This is a genomic window from Actinoallomurus bryophytorum, from assembly GCF_006716425.1.
In the GTDB taxonomy this organism is placed as follows: Bacteria; Actinomycetota; Actinomycetes; order Streptosporangiales; family Streptosporangiaceae; genus Actinoallomurus; species Actinoallomurus bryophytorum.
Map to the genome: position 1 here is coordinate 1,109,045 of NZ_VFOZ01000002.1, position 13,737 is coordinate 1,122,781.

Sequence of the window (13,737 nt, forward strand, 5' to 3'; positions counted from 1 at the left end):
CTGCGGTGACTAGAGGTTACAGCACTGTCTGTTTCATCCCCGACGCGACATGATCGCGAAACTTACCGAGCTGTACCCATCTAGTCTCAATAAGTAGTCTGGCCCGTTTAATTCCGATGAAACAGGAACTGCTTGGCTGCCTGCTGGACGGACGAACTCGGGCTGATCGTGTCGATCCCGTAGTTGCTGCCCGGGGCGCCGTCGACGCGCCCGGCCCAGCCGACCACGACGAAGTGCCCGTACGCGCCGCTCTGGGCACCGGTCTGGGCGGTCTTGCCGAACTTGTCCACGGGAGAGGCCCCGGTCAGCGGCACGAAGAAGCCCTTGCCCGACTTGGGGTCGAGGTCGTCGAGGAAGGCGTTGGCCGAGGTGACGTCCTTGAGGTTGAAGATCGCGATATGCCCGACCCACTTCTGGTCGGCGGAGACGTACGCGGCGCGGACCACCTGGGTGCACCCGTAGCCCTGCAGCGCCGTCTGGAGCGCGGGGCCGGACACGGTGCTGCCGCAGACGGTGTCGAGCCGGCCGGTGCCCTGCAGGTTGAACACCGTGTTGTCCGAGGTGTCCTTGTAGGCCTTGGCCTCCGAGTCGGCGAACACCTCCTCCAGGGTCAGCGGTTTGCTGTCCTGGGCGGCGGTGTTCAGGCTGTCCCACAGCGACCAGGACTTCATCGAGTTGTAGCTCGCCGGCTTGTTCGGCATGGCGGCGGCGGCCGGCGGGTTCGCGGCCGGTGACGAGCCGGCCGCCGAGGGCGACGCGGTGGGGCTGGCGTCGTCATCGCTACCGCTGGCGGCCAGGAAGTACGCACCGCCCAGGGCGCCGGCGACGACGACGAAGGCGATGGCGACCACGATCGCGATGAGGCCGCCGCTGCTCTTCTTGGGCGGCGGCATCGGGGGCGGGCCCATCGGCGGGCCCATGGGCGGCCCCGGGGGCAGCATCTCCGGGCCCTGCCAGCCTTGTACGGGGGGCGGAGGGTACCCGCCGGGCTGCTGGGGCATGCCGTACCCGCCCTGCGGTGGCGGCGCTCCCCAACCGCCGGGCTGGCCTCCGGGCGGTGGCTGGCCGGGCCCCATGGGTGGGTAGGGGTAGCTCATCTCGATCTCCTTGGGGGGCACCGCACAATCGGTGAATGAGTAGAGCTTAGAACGTGATTCGCGACCTTTGCCTGGTTCCTGGCGTTAGATCCTTGAGGTGCTGCGCTATTGATATTGACCACTGACGCTTGCGCGGGCTGACAGGCGCCGCTGACTGCCTGCGCTGCGACTACCCGGTCGCGCGCAGGAGGACCGCGTTCGGGCGCCCGGCAGTCACCAGCAGGGACAGCAGGGCGGCGTCGCTCTCGTCCCCGGAGCCGTCGGCGCGCTGCACCCATGTGATCACCGCGTAGTGGCCCATCGCGACGCCGCGTGCGGTGCTGAACGCCTGCCCGAACGGCGGCGAACGGGGCGGGGCGAGCGGGAAGCCGTTCCCCGACCTCGGGTCGGCGCTCGCGACGACACGGTCCGCGGCCTGCGCATTCGCCAGATTGAAGATCGTCACAAGGGCGCCGAAGTGCTTGTCTGAGTAGGTGGCGCGCGCGGTCTGGGTACAGCCGCCCTGCTGGAGCAGGCCGGCGAGCCGGGTCCCCCAGATGGCCACCGTGCAGTGGGAGTCCAGCCGGGAGGCGGTCAGCTTCAATGTCGCCTTGGCGTCGGTGTCGCTGATCTTCTTGGTGGCGAACGCCTCGGCCGCGGTGAGCGGCTTGGGATCCTTGGACCGCTCGGCGATCGCGGCGAACGCCGCCGTCGAGGCCGCCTGGGAGTACGCGGAGGCGCCCGGCCCTTCCGCCTGGACGTCATTCACGTCCGGGGCGGCCGCGCCATGACCACCACCGCCGCCCCTGCCCAGGACCAGCACGGCGGCGGCCACGACCACGGCGAGGACGACGATCACACCGGCGGCGGCGAAGAAGGCGACCGGGGGTACCGGGCCCTTGCGCGGTGGACGCCGCGGGGTAGTCCGCTCGCCGGACTCGGCGGGTCCCCGCCGCCCCCGTCGCGGCCGCCGTGCGGAGCGCCGCCCACCAGGCTCACCACCGGCATCCTCCGGCGGGTACTGCCCCTCAGACTCGCCGTAGCCACCCGGGCCAAGGTCCTGGGGATACTGCCCCTCAGGCTCACCGAATTCGCCCTGGCCTCGGCCTCGGCCTCTCCCGCCGCGACCGGCGGGCGCACTCTGGCCTCGGCGCGGAAGCCGCGAGGAGCGCCGCCCACCAGAACCCTCCGGTGGGTACTGCCCCTCGGGGGCGCCGTAGGCGCCCTGGCCGACGTCCGCGGGATACTCCGCACCGGGCTCGCCGTAGGCACCCTGACCAGAGGCCGGTGAATACCGTCCCCCGGGCTCACCATGGGCACCCTGGTCCAGGTTCCCCGGATACTCCGCATCGGGCTCCGCGGCGCCCCGCCGCCCTCGACGCGGACGTCGCGAAGAACGCCGCCCACCACCAACACCGTCCGGCGGGTACTGCCCCTCAGGCTCGCCGTAGCCACCCGGGCCAAGGTCCTGGGGATACTGCCCCTCAGGCGCGCCGAACTCGCCCTGGCCTCGGCCTTGGCCTCTCCCGTCGCGACCGGCCGGCCCACTCTGGCCTCGGCGCGGAAGCCGCGAGGAGCGCCGCCCACCAGAACCCTCCGGTGGGTACTGCCCCTCGGGCGTGCCGTAGGCGCCCTGGCCGATGTCCGGCGGGTACTGCGCGCCAGGCTCGCCGTAGCCACTCTCACCGAAGCCCGGAGAGTACTGACCCCCGGGCTCACCGTAGGCACCCTGGCCAGGGTCCGGCGGATACTCCGCACCGGGCTCCGCGGCTCCCTGCCGCCCTCGGCTCGGACGCCGCGAAGGGCGCCGACCACCAGGCTCACCGCTTACGCCCTGGGGCGGATACCGGCCCTCGGGGGTGCCGTAGGCGCCCTGGCCAAGGTCCGGCGGGTACTGCGCGCCAGGCTCGCCGTAGGCGCCCTGACCGACGCCTGGAGGGTATTGACCTCCAGGCTCGCCGTAGGTGCCCTGGCCAAGGTCGGGGGGATACTGCCCCTCCGGCTCACCGAAACCGTTCTGGCCTCGGGGCCGCCCGCCGGGGCCGTTCTGGCCTCGGCGGGGACGTCGCGCGGAGCGTTGCCCCTCGGGCTCGCCGCGTCCGCCTTGGCCCTGGCGGCGTCCGGGCCGACCGGCCATCGCGCTATCCGCCGACTAGGACGAGGCGCTCCCAGACGAAGTCGTCGGCACGCTCGATGGCGATGCTCGCGTCCAGCAGCTCGTTCATGGTCTGCGGCTGCGCGCCTCCGGCGCGCTCGACCCAGCTGATGACCACGTAGTGGCCGAACGACTGGGAGTAGGCGGCGCTGAACCCGCTGCCGAAGTTCTCCGTGCCGGCGGCCGTCAGCGGTGAGACGAATCCGGCGCTGCTGGCCGGGTCCAGGTCACGGACGACCTGCTCGGCCCCCTGCAGTCGCTCGAGGTTCATCGCGATGAACTGGCCGAGGTACTTTTTGTCCTGGGTCACGTACGCGCCGCGCGCCACCTGGGTGCAGCCGTACTTGCGCAGGTCGTTCTGGAGCTCCTGGCCCCAGGTGACCGAGGCGCAGTCCGTCAGGTCCGAGCCCACGAGCGTGAAGTTGTACGCGCCGTGCTTGACGGACTTGGCGTCGTCGCCGAAGACCTCGCTCTTGTTGAGCGGGCGCTTGTCCTTGCTGCGCTCGTTGAGCTTGTTCACCAGCGAATTGGCGGGCGTGTTGACGTACACCTTCGGCGACACCCGCGCGGCGGCCGCCGCTTCGCTCTTCTTGCCGTCGCCACCGCCCAGGGCCACCAGGGCCACCGCGACGACCACGACGATGACGGCCAGCGCCGCACCACCGATGATCAGAAGATTTCGGTTGGAGCGGCGCGGCCGGCGGCGCCTGCGGGAACTCTGTCGTCCCTCGCCGCCGTCGTAACCACTGTCATAACCCGTCTCGCTCACGAGCGGTGAGCTTAGCGAACGTCGGGCCGTGGCAGGTCCATATCGCCATCCCGCCATGAGCCGCCCCGACCCGTACGGCGAGGTTCGCGCACGTCAGACGCTGTTGGTGCCGATCAGGGATCCGACCACGAAAGTGATGGCGGCGGCGGCACCACCGAGGGTCAGCTGCCGGAGACCGCCGTACCACCACGACCGTGCGGTGACACGGGACACCAGTGCCCCGGCGCCGAACAATCCGACCGCGGCGAGCATGGCGGCGGGCCAGAGGCTGGTCGCGCCCAGGAGGTAAGGGAGCACGGGCAGGCATGCGCCGACCGCGAACGACAGGAACGAGGATCCGGCGGCGAGCACCGGCGAGGGCAGGTCGCCGGGGTCGATGCCGAGCTCCTCGCGGGCGTGCACCCCGAGTGCCTCCTCGGGGTCTCGGGACAGTTGCCGTGCGACCTCGCGGGCCAGCTCGGGATCGAGGCCACGGGCCTCGTAGAGCTGCGCCAGCTCGAGCTCCTCGGCCTCGGGCCGGTGTTGCAGCTCCCGCCGCTCGACCTCGATCTCGGCCTGGGCCAGCTCGGCCTGCGAGGCGACGGAGATGTACTCCCCCGCCGCCATTGAGAACGCGCCGGCCGCCAGCCCCGCCAGCCCGGTGAGCACGATCACCTGATGGTGCGCGCGGCCGCCGGCCACCCCGGCGATCAGGGCGAAGTTGGAGACCAGCCCGTCCATGGCGCCGAACACGGCGGGGCGCAGCCACCCGCCGGTCACGTCGCGATGCTCGTGATGGATCTCGGCTCGCGCGCCGCTGGTGGCTGCGTCCTCGACGCTCATGGAGCCTCCCCGCGGGTCAAGAGGTCCTCTCGCCCGGCTCGCCGCCGGTCGAGGCCTTCTCTCTGCCGCCGTCCTTGCCGTGATCGGTCCCACCGGGCTCGCCGGGCGCCTCGGGCTCGGCCGTGTCGCCGGGCTCTCCCGCGTCCGCGGTGCCCGCGCCGTTCGGCTCCACCTCGACGGCCTCGTCGTGGACCTCCCGTACGGGGACGTCGCCCGGCCCGCCGGCGTCCGCGCCGTTCGACTCCACCTCGACAGGCTCGTCGTGGACCTCCCGTACGGGGACCTCGCCGGAGTCCGCGCCGCTCGGCCCCGCCTCGGCAGGCTCGACCTCGGGTGCGGGGACCTCGCCCGGCCCGCCGGCATCGGCGCCGTTCGACTCCAGCTCGTCCCGTACGGGGATCTCACCGGCGTCCGCGTCGTTCGACCCCGCCTTGACGGGCTCGGACGGCACTTCCGTCTCACCGGCGGTCTCGTCCTCGTCCGAGGGCTTGTCCTGCGGCGTCTCCGGCTCGTCACCGGGTGAGCCCGGGGTGCCGGCCCCCTCGGGCGCCTCTGCGGCCGCAGCGGAGCTCTCCTCCGCCGTGGCGGCGGAGGCTTCGGTCTCGGTCTCCTCGGCGGGCGTGCCGACCGCGCCCTCCGGGATCGTGGTGCGGTCCCGGTAGACGTAGAGGTAGGCGACCGCGCCGAGGAAGACGATCAGCGAGGTCCAGTCGTTGAGGCGCAGGCCGAGGATGTGGTGGGCCGAGTCGACGCGCAGCCACTCGATCCAGGCCCGTCCCACGGTGTAGGCGGCGACGTACAGCGCGAAGGTGCGGCCGTACGCCAGCCGGAAGCGCTTTTCCGCCCAGATGACCAGCAGGGCCACGCCGACGCACCACAGCGACTCGTACAGGAACGTCGGGTGGTAGGTGCCGATGTCGGGGGTGTTCGCCGGACGGTGCGCCGGGTCGATCTTGACCGCCCACGGCAGCGTGCTGGGGCGGCCGTACAGCTCCTGGTTGAACCAGTTGCCCCAGCGGCCGAGCGCCTGCGCCAGGGCGATGCCCGGCGCGGCGGCGTCGGCGAAGACCCGCAGGGATATGCCACGGCGCCGGCAGGCGATGTAGGCACCGAGAGCGCCGGCCGCGATGGCGCCCCAGATGCCGAGGCCGCCGTTCCAGACCTCGAGGGCGCCGACCGGGTGCCAGTTTTTACCGAAGTAGAGCTGGTAGTCGGTGATGACGTGGTAGAGGCGCCCGCCGACCAGCCCGAACGGGACCGCCCACACCGCGACGTCCACGACCGTGCCCGCGGCGCCGCCTCTGGCGGTCCATCGCCGCTCGCCGAGCCAGACGGCGGCGATGACCCCGAGAATGATCATCAGGGCGTACCCGCGGAGGGGCAGGGGCCCGAGGTGGACGACCCCTTGCGAAGGGCTGGGTATGTAGGCGAGCGGCTGCTGCATGGGAAGTGACATTACCGGCTATGAGAGACGGGTCGATGACGATCAGGTGGCGAAGTGACCGCCGTCCTCCGGTGTGAACACCGGCGGACGGCGGTCGTACCTACCTTCTCGTCACTTCTTGGCCGTCGCCGACGGGCTGGCCGCCGGTGCGCTCGGCGGCGAGCTCGCCGCTGCGGGCTTGGCGGCGAGGATGGCCTTCTCGAGGTTCTTCGCGTTGAGCAGGGTGCTGTTGAGGTCCATCGACTGCCCGTTGAGGAAGACGGTCGGAGTCCCGGTCACCTTGCGGGTGGTCTCGGCGTAGTTGGTCATCGAGTCGATCTGCGACTGCTTCTGGTTGCCGTTCACACACTGCTGGAACTGCGGAGTGGCGAACCCGAGGTCCTTCGCCCAGCCGATGAGGTCCTTGTTGGAGAAGCCGTTCGAGCCCTCCGCGGGCTGGTGCTTGTAGATCGTGTCGTGGTACTGGATCCACTTGTCCGCGGGGGCGCACAGGGCGGCGTTGGCGGCGCGCTGGGAGTTGCCCCGGATCGGATCGGGCTGCTGCTTGAACAGCCAGAACGGGTAGTACAGGACGTTGACCTTGCCCTCGGCGGCCAACCTCTTGATCGTGCTACCGCTGGAGTTTTCGAACTCATGGCAGATCGGGCACTGGAAGTCCTCGAAGAGCTCCAGTTTGGGGGCCTGGGCACCCGGCTTGGACGCGAGGATCGCCCCGTCGCTCTGGCGGGTCGCGGGAGCGAGCGCTCCGGAGTAGGTGCTCGTGTCCTTCTTGTTGACGAAGTACACCGTGATGACCACGGCCAGCGCCACAATGACAAGCCCGCTCAGGGTGATCATCAGCCGCCGCGTCCGCTGCTGCTTCTGCACCTGACGCTTGCGTTCCTCCGCCAGCCGCTCGCGGGCCGACCGCTGTCGAGCGGCCTTACTCATCTGGTCTCCTCTGAAATTTCGTTTAACGGCTCAGGTGCTTAGAGCCCGAGCCAGCGATCGAGCGCGGCCTTGCCGCGCGGGAACACCATGAGCCAGGCCGCCAGAACGAGGAAGCCGAGGTCTCGGAAGATCTCCCTAAGGTAGTGGGTCTGGCCCTTGGAGACCTGCCCCCCACCGCCGAAACAGCCGCAGTCGATGGCCAGCCCTCGCGCCCACACCGAGATGATCCCGGCGATGAAGACGACGAACAGCAGGCCGACGCAGATCGCCATGGTCCGTGTGGCGAACCCGAGCAGGATCATCGCGGCGAGCGCCATCTCCAGCACCGGCAGGCCGAGCGCCACGGGCGCGACCATGCTCTGCGGCAGGATCCGGTAAGAGGACACTGCGACCTTCTGCAGCCCCTCCGCCTCACTGAACTTGGCAAATCCGGCGATGCCGAGAATGGCCGCGAGCGCGACGCGGACCACCAAGGTGATCCACTCCTGCTGCCGCAGCAGGGCACGCGGAACTCTCTGTCCGCCTCCGGCGGCCGCCATCTCTCCAGCCACAGTCGTTTCCTAACGGTTTCGCGATCCGGCGCGCGCCAGCTTAGGCGGTGAACCATAAGACCGCTGTCAAGCGCGCGGGCAACATCCTGTCACTTTCGTGCTTGCGGTGAGTGGCTGAGGGGGGGTCCTGTGGATAACCGCCATCGCGAGCCGAGTCCAGGTAGACGCGTCGCGAGGCGCGGGCGGGAGTCCGTCCGGGTCCGGCGCCGCACGTCACGCCGATCCGGTTCCGCTCGACGGAGACGACCTCGTCTTCGCCACGTACGAGTCCGAGCGTCAAGGGCGAGGCCCTACGCCGCGACCCGCGTCCGCGTGGACGACACCCTGCCGATCCGACGACGCGGCCGGACGCCACCCTGGCGCCCTGCGGCGAGCCGGCAGGGCTCCCCTCCTGCTGGGCGGCGCCCAGCAGGCCACCTCGCGACATCGGTCGTCGGCCGACGCCAGGCTCCCCCGCCCTGCGGCGCGCCGCCTGGACCTCGCCCGCTACGGACGGATTCGTCCGACACGCCTGGGCGCGTCCGACAGACCCGTGATCGAGGTCCGCCCGCCGCTTGCCGCCGGTCACCCGACCTACGCCAGGCTCCCCGCCTTACGACGTGCCACCTGACACGCCCCTTACGAACGGGATCCGTCCGAAACACCTCGGTGTGTCCGACAGACCCGTGATCGACGTCCGCCCGCCACGTCGCCGCCGGTCACCCAACCGACGCCAGGCTCCCCCGCCCTGCGACGCGCCACCAGAACACCGCCCCTCACGGACGGGATCCATCCAAAACACCTCGGCGCGTCCGACAAACCCGTGATCGACATCCGCCCGCCACGTCGCCGCCGGTCACCCGGCCGACGTCAAGCCCCCCGCGACGCGTCGCCTGAAAACCGCTCCCTAAGAGCGGGTGCCGTCCAACACGCCCTGGCGCCGGACGCCGGCGGCGAGTTCGGCGGTGAGTTCGCGTATGGACTTCAGGCCCTCCTCCGGTGAGGGCGCGTCGAGCAGCCGGCGGATGAACGCCGAGCCGACGATCACGCCGTCGGAGAAGGCCGCGACCTCGGCCGCCTGCACGCCGTTGCTCACGCCCAGGCCGAGGCCGATGGGCAGCCGGGAGCCGGGTGCCATGGCCTTGCGGGTGCGTTCGACCAGGCGGGCGGCGCCCGTGTCCACGGCCGAGCGCGCCCCGGTGACGCCCATGACGGACGCGGCGTAGACGAAACCGCGGCAGACCTCGGTGATCTTGGCGAGGCGTTCGTCGGTGGAGCTGAGCGCGACGAGGAAGACCCGGTCGAGGTCGTGCTGGTCGGCGGCGGCCAGCCACGTGCCGCCCTCCTCCGGCGTGAGGTCGGGCGTGATCAGCCCGGAACCGCCGGCCGAGGCCAGGTCGCGCGCGAAGGCGTCGACGCCGTACCGGTCGACGGGGTTCCAGTACGTCATCACGAGAGTGGGCACGCCGGTCGCGGCGATCGCCTCGACGGTGTCGAAGACGTCCGCGACGCGGGCGCCGCCGACGAGCGCCTGGTGCACGGCGTCCTGGATGGTCGGGCCGTCCATCAGCGGGTCGGTGTAGGGCAGGCCGACCTCGATGACGTCACAGCCGGCCTCGGCCATGGCCTTGGCCGCCGCGATCGAACCCTCGCGAGACGGGAAGCCGGCCGGCAGGTAGCCGACCAGGGTCCCGCGGCCTTCCGAGGCGGCCTTCTCGAACGTCGTCGCGACGCTGTGTCCCGCGCTCACCGCGTGCTCCCGTCTTCGTCGACGAGCCCGAACCACTGGGCGGCCGTCTCCATGTCCTTGTCGCCGCGCCCGGAAAGGCAGACGACGACGGTGGGCCGTTCGTCGGCGCCGGCCGCGAGCTCGGGACCGATCCGCAGGACGCCGGCGAGCGCGTGCGCGGACTCGATGGCCGGGATGATCCCCTCCGTACGGCACAGCAGCGCGAAGGCGTCCATGGCCTCGGCGTCGGTGACCGCCTGGTAGGTGGCCCGGCCGCTGTCGCGCAGCCAGGAGTGCTCCGGGCCGACGCCCGGATAGTCCAGCCCGGCCGAGACCGAATGCGTGTCGAGGGTCTGGCCGTCCTCGTCCTGCAGCAGGTAGGTGCGCATGCCGTGGATGACGCCGACGGAGCCGCCGGCGAGCGTGGCCGCGTGTCGTCCGCTGTCCAGGCCGTCGCCGCCGGCCTCGAAGCCGTAGAGGCGTACGCCCTCGTCCGGGACGAACGCGTGGAAGGCGCCGATGGCGTTGGAGCCGCCGCCCACGCACGCGACGACGGCGTCGGGCAGCCGGCCGGTCATCTCGATGACCTGGCGGCGCGCCTCCACCCCGATGATCCGCTGGAAGTCGCGGACCATCATCGGGAACGGGTGCGGGCCCATCGTCGAGCCGATGCAGTAGTGCGTGTGGTCGACGCTGGCCACCCAGTCGCGGAATGCCTCGTTGCAGGCGTCCTTGAGCGTACGGCTGCCAGTCTTGACCGGGATGACCTCGGCGCCGAGCATGCGCATACGGGCGACGTTGAGCGCCTGGCGTACGGTGTCGACCTCGCCCATGTAGACCGTGCACTCAAGGCCGAGCAGGGCCGCGGCCGTGGCGGTCGCGACGCCGTGCTGGCCGGCGCCGGTCTCGGCGATCACCCGGGTCTTGCCCATCCGCTTGGTGAGCAGCGCCTGCCCGAGCACATTGTTGATCTTGTGAGAACCGGTGTGGTTGAGGTCCTCACGCTTGAGCAGGACCCGTACGCCCGCCTTCTCGCCGAACCGTTCGGCCTCGGTGAGGAGGCTGGGGCGGCCGGCGTAGGTGGCGAGAAGGTGGTCGAGCTCGCCGCGGAAGCCGGTGTCGTTCATCGCCTCGGCGTGCGCGGTGGTCAGCTCGTCGAGGGCGGCCATCAGCGCTTCGGGCGCGAACCGCCCGCCGAAGCGGCCGAAGTGGCCGTCAGAGTCGGGAACAGCGTTAGTAACGCCGTAAACGGCATCGGTCGTCATGGAGTGTCCTGTCGCGTGTGCAGGTGAAAAGGGGCTATCCGGTCGGCAGTGAGGCGGATAGACGCCATCGTTCGCGCAGGCTCATGGACATACCCTACTTGCCCTGCCGCAACGCCGGGTGGGTTCCGGCCGCGACGAGGTCGGCCACCGCCGACCGCGGGTCCTTGCCCGTCACCAGACTCTCGCCGACGAGGACGGCGTCGGCACCCGAGGCCGCGTAGGCGAGCAGGTCGTGCGGCCCGCGTACACCGGACTCGGCGATCTTGATGATGTTGGAGGGGATCTTCGGCGCGATGCGCGCGAAGGTGTTCCGGTCGACCTTCAGGGTGGTGAGGTCACGGGCGTTGACGCCGATGACGCGCGCTCCCGCGTCGACCGCGCGCTCCAGCTCCTCTTCGGTGTGCACCTCGACGAGCGGGGTGAGCCCGATCGACTCGGCCCGCTCGACGAGCGAGATCAGAGCCTGCTGCTCCAGGGCGGCCACGATGAGGAGAGCGAGGTCGGCGCCGTACGCGCGGGCCTCCCACAGCTGGTAGGAGGTGACGATGAAGTCCTTGCGCAGCACCGGCACGTCGACACGGTTGCGCACCTGGGCGAGGTCGTCGATGTCACCGCCGAAACGCCGCCGCTCGGTCAGCACGCTGATCACGGCGGCGCCACCGGACTCGTAGTCCTCGGCGAGCCCTGCCGGGTCGGCGATCGCGGCGAGCGCTCCCTTCGAGGGGCTGCTCCGCTTCACCTCGGCGATCACGGACACACCCTGCCCGCGGAGGGCGCCATGGCCGTCCTTAGGTGAGGGCGCGTGGACCGCCATCTCCTTGAGAGCGTCGAGCGAGACGGCCTGCTGGCGCTCCGCGAGGTCGGCACGCACCCCATCGAGGATCTCGTCGAGAACCGTCACCTGTCCTCCTCGCCGGAACGTGAGCGGGCCCGAATGGCCCCTGGGTCCGCTCCGCTCAACGTGATCGATCCCCCTGTGCTCGTGGTGTCGTGTCTCCCGATCGTAGCCCGGTCGGCCCGCTGTTCCCGCGCCGGGTGCTGGGTCAGGGGGCCAGAGCGTGTCCGGCAGGGAGGTTGCGGACCACCCAGAAAACGACGATGACCACGGCGAAGACGATGATCGCCCACGGTTGGAGGATTTTGGCCTGCAGTGGCCGGTCCCGCCGCGCGGCGACCGTCCACCGGACCCAGAGATAGCCGAGAAGCGGCAGGGTTACGAAGGCGAGCGCGTTACGCCCGAAGGCCTCCGCCACGTGCCCGTGGGTGAGCGCGTGGATCATGCGGAGAGAGCCGCAGCCCGGGCAGTAGTCGCCGGTCAGGGCGTAGAAGGGGCAGGTCGGGTAGTGACCGGGGTGGTTCGGGTCGACGAGGGCGACATATCCGGCGGCACCGGCGGCGACGGCGAGCACCGCGTACGGCGCCCAGCGGCTTCGGCCACCTCTCCACGTCCGCACGGTCGTCACGCACCAAGGGTAGACCGCGCGCCCGGCTCGTCCTCGCTCTCGCGGCCCGCCCTGGAGAGGTCGCGGGCACCGCCCGCGAGGCCGGGCGTGGCCCCAGACAGGCGCGACTTGAGATCGGGGCGTAGCCCAGACCGGCGCGACTTGAGATCGGCCTGGTTCAAGGCGGGCGCGGCCCAAGGCGGGCGTAGCCCAAGGCGGGCGTAGCCCAAGGCGGGCGTAGCCCAAGGCGGGCGTAGCCCAAGGCGGGCGTAGCCCAAGGCGGGCGCGGCCCAAGGCGGGCGTAGCCCAAGGCGGGCGCGGCCCAAGGCGGGCGCGGCCCGAGGTCGGCCGCTCCCCCACGCCTCCCTGCACCCGGCACCCTGTCGGCCGCCCTGGGCATGGTGTTCGGCGGCGGACCGATGTGCCCGGCTCGTCCATCACCAGTGCCGGCGCCGCGACGGCCTGCGTTGCGGCGGCGAGGTCGCTCTGCGACGGCCATCACTCTTGGCAGGTCACTCGCCCCGCTCACAAAGTGAGCGGCGGCGGCCTCGGGCGAGGCCGGGCGCGGTCATGGGTCGGCGGCGTAGCCGATGCCGCGGACCGTGCGCAGCGGGCTCAGGGCGCCGAGCTTGGCGCGTAGCTGGGCGATGTGGACGTCGACCGTACGGGTGCCGGCCGACTCCGCCGAACCCCACACCGCGGCCAGGAGCTGCTCCCGCGTGAACACGCGTCCGGGGCGGCCCATCAGGAAGCCGAGCAGGTCGAACTCCGTCGCGGTGAGCGACTTCGGCGTGCCCGCCGCGGTGACCGTACGGGTGGCGGTGTCCAGGATGACCTCGCCGACGCGCAGGAGGCCTTCGGGCGGGGGTTCCGGTTCGTGGCCGCGCAGGGCGCGGGCGACCGTCGACACGAGGACGCGCGGGCTGAACGGTCTCGGCACGGCGTACGGGCCCGGGCCGGGCCCGCCGTCCGGGACGACGCACACGATCGGTGTGGCGCCGACCGCGGCCATGACCTCCTGGTGGACGCCCGTGGACAGGTCGAGGACGACGACGTCGGGCTTCAGGCGCCGCGCGGTGGACGCCGCGTGTTCGGGGTCGGTCACCAGGTGGACGTCGAACCCCTCGCGGGACAGGTAGAGCCCGGCCAGGTCGGCCACGCCCGGATCGTGTTCCACCACGAGCACGGTGCCGTCACGGTCGGTCTCCGTCACCTCGACACGGCCAGCCATGTCGGACCTCCGTCGATGGGAACCGGGTGCCCCCCGCGAGCAGCTGGTGTGATCGTCGTCGACCTCGGACCAGCGCCACCCACGCGGTCGACGGCGGGATGTCGCGCCGATCGTACCGGGACTCCGGCCGGGACCACAGCCGCCGGACGCCGCGGCCACACGGCCGTGATCGCGGGCGCCAGGCGACGCGACGCCGGCCGCGACACGTCACACCGACCGAACCCGCCGACGTGACGCCCACGCGGCCCGGCAGGTTCTACACCGGGCTCGTCCACGACGAGAGAACGCCCGCAGACCCGGGGAGCAGGACGGCCGAGACCAGGCGACGCCGACCGGTACGGCAC

General features: G+C 71.4%; 12 protein-coding genes. All 12 read right to left on the reverse strand.

Annotated elements, in window-relative coordinates; translation table 11 throughout:
* Positions 1–107 precede the first annotated feature (107 nt).
* The 12 genes from FB559_RS41100 to FB559_RS41155 all read right to left on the reverse strand — a co-directional run bounded on the left by FB559_RS41100 (position 108) and on the right by FB559_RS41155 (position 13,393).
* On the reverse strand, positions 108–1,097 hold the full coding sequence (locus FB559_RS41100) for a hypothetical protein (protein WP_141963023.1): 990 nt from the start codon (positions 1,095–1,097) through the stop codon (positions 108–110).
* A 169-nt stretch (positions 1,098–1,266) separates the two neighbouring features.
* Complete coding sequence (locus FB559_RS41105) at positions 1,267–1,935, reverse strand: hypothetical protein (RefSeq protein ID WP_141963025.1); 669 nt, start codon at positions 1,933–1,935, stop codon at positions 1,267–1,269.
* A 1,282-nt stretch (positions 1,936–3,217) separates the two neighbouring features.
* Complete coding sequence (locus tag FB559_RS41110) at positions 3,218–4,000, reverse strand: hypothetical protein (protein ID WP_141963027.1); 783 nt, start codon at positions 3,998–4,000, stop codon at positions 3,218–3,220.
* Between the two features lie 93 nt (positions 4,001–4,093).
* Positions 4,094–4,822 (reverse strand): VIT1/CCC1 transporter family protein, encoded by a 729-nt coding sequence (locus FB559_RS41115; protein WP_141963030.1) that lies wholly within the window; start codon positions 4,820–4,822, stop codon positions 4,094–4,096.
* A gap of 16 nt (positions 4,823–4,838) precedes the next feature.
* Entirely contained in the window at positions 4,839–6,278 is a 1,440-nt protein-coding gene (gene lgt, locus FB559_RS41120) for a prolipoprotein diacylglyceryl transferase (protein ID WP_246122879.1), read from the reverse strand.
* 99 nt (positions 6,279–6,377) lie between these two features.
* Positions 6,378–7,196: a DsbA family protein gene (locus tag FB559_RS41125; protein ID WP_141963032.1), complete on the reverse strand. Its 819-nt coding sequence runs from the start codon at positions 7,194–7,196 to the stop codon at positions 6,378–6,380.
* 38 nt (positions 7,197–7,234) lie between these two features.
* Positions 7,235–7,747 (reverse strand): MauE/DoxX family redox-associated membrane protein, encoded by a 513-nt coding sequence (locus FB559_RS41130; protein ID WP_221640688.1) that lies wholly within the window; start codon positions 7,745–7,747, stop codon positions 7,235–7,237.
* An 886-nt stretch (positions 7,748–8,633) separates the two neighbouring features.
* Positions 8,634–9,476 (reverse strand): tryptophan synthase subunit alpha, encoded by an 843-nt coding sequence (gene trpA, locus FB559_RS41135; protein ID WP_141963034.1) that lies wholly within the window; start codon positions 9,474–9,476, stop codon positions 8,634–8,636.
* Complete coding sequence (gene trpB, locus FB559_RS41140; protein ID WP_141963036.1) at positions 9,473–10,720, reverse strand: tryptophan synthase subunit beta; 1,248 nt, start codon at positions 10,718–10,720, stop codon at positions 9,473–9,475. The genes trpA and trpB overlap by 4 nt, the downstream gene beginning before the upstream one ends.
* A 94-nt stretch (positions 10,721–10,814) precedes the next feature.
* Positions 10,815–11,621 carry an indole-3-glycerol phosphate synthase TrpC gene (trpC, locus tag FB559_RS41145; protein WP_141963038.1) on the reverse strand — a complete coding sequence of 269 codons (807 nt, stop codon included), beginning with the start codon at positions 11,619–11,621 and terminating at the stop codon, positions 10,815–10,817.
* A gap of 142 nt (positions 11,622–11,763) precedes the next feature.
* The gene (locus FB559_RS46010; RefSeq protein ID WP_246122881.1) at positions 11,764–12,183 is read right to left on the reverse strand and encodes a DUF2752 domain-containing protein; all 420 of its coding nucleotides are present in this window, start codon (positions 12,181–12,183) and stop codon (positions 11,764–11,766) included.
* A gap of 547 nt (positions 12,184–12,730) precedes the next feature.
* A complete protein-coding gene (locus tag FB559_RS41155) occupies positions 12,731–13,393 on the reverse strand; it encodes a response regulator transcription factor (RefSeq protein ID WP_141963040.1) in 663 nt (220 codons plus the stop codon).
* Positions 13,394–13,737 lie beyond the last annotated feature (344 nt).

Excerpts from the sequence above, each read along its gene's own strand:
- FB559_RS41100 (WP_141963023.1), bottom strand. The coding sequence starts at position 1,097 with ATGAGCTACCCCTACCCACCCATGGGGCCCGGCCAGCCACCGCCCGGA.
- FB559_RS41115 (WP_141963030.1), bottom strand. The coding sequence starts at position 4,822 with ATGAGCGTCGAGGACGCAGCCACCAGCGGCGCGCGAGCCGAGATCCAT.
- lgt (WP_246122879.1), bottom strand. The coding sequence starts at position 6,278 with ATGTCACTTCCCATGCAGCAGCCGCTCGCCTACATACCCAGCCCTTCG.
- FB559_RS41125 (WP_141963032.1), bottom strand. The coding sequence starts at position 7,196 with ATGAGTAAGGCCGCTCGACAGCGGTCGGCCCGCGAGCGGCTGGCGGAG.
- trpB (WP_141963036.1), bottom strand. The coding sequence starts at position 10,720 with ATGACGACCGATGCCGTTTACGGCGTTACTAACGCTGTTCCCGACTCT.
- FB559_RS41155 (WP_141963040.1), bottom strand. The coding sequence starts at position 13,393 with ATGGCTGGCCGTGTCGAGGTGACGGAGACCGACCGTGACGGCACCGTG.